The organism is Brevundimonas sp. CURTG3B2_SDJG (assembly GCF_057364705.1).
Map to the genome: position 1 here is coordinate 1 of NZ_JBNFOJ010000560.1, position 690 is coordinate 690.

A 690-nucleotide genomic window follows, 5' to 3' on the forward strand; every position below is an offset into this window, starting at 1 on the left:
GATCGCGCCCAGTGGCCCCGGCGCGCGAAACCCAGGGCGGGCGGCTGCACGAAGGCGTCCACGTCGCGGCGATGCGGTCTCCGACGGCGTAGCCGGCCAGGCTGTCGACCAGCGCCCTTCGGATGCGAGGAAACAGCCAGGCCTGGCCGTCCGCCACCCCGCCGCCGATCAGGACCCGCTCGGGCGCCGTGGTCAGCGCCAGATTGTGCAGCAGGCCTCCCAGGGCGCCGACCACCATCGGCCAGACGGGATCGTCCGGCGACAGTTCGCTTCCCGGCCGCCCCGCCCGCGCCTGGATTGCCGGCCCGGAGGCCAGGCCTTCGACGCAGTCGCCATGGTAGGAGCAGTGCCCCGGCCAGTCGTCGCCGGCCAGACGGCCGACGCGCAGATGCCCGGCCTCGGAGTGCCCCAGGCCGCGCACCGCGCGTTCGCCGACGATCGATCCTACGCCGATCCCGGTGCCGACCGTCACATAGGCGAAGCTGCGCAGGCCCCGGGCCGCGCCCCAGCGCCCCTCGGCCAGGGCGGCGCCGTTGACGTCCGTGTCGATCGCCAGGGGGACGTCCAACCCTTCGCCCAGCGCCGTCAGCCCCGCCCCGGACCAACCTTGGCTTGGTCGTCGTCACGATCTGGCCGAAGCGCGGCGACCGGTCGTCCAGCTCCAGCGGCCCGAAGCTGGCGACGCCGACG

1 protein-coding gene is annotated in these 690 nt (G+C 74.8%); it reads right to left on the reverse strand.

Annotated elements, in window-relative coordinates:
• On the reverse strand, nucleotides 1-568 hold a 568-nt coding region (locus tag AC2W7C_RS18670; RefSeq protein ID WP_486002679.1), incomplete at its 3' end, for an ROK family protein.
• Between the last annotated feature and the right edge of the window lie 122 nt (nucleotides 569-690).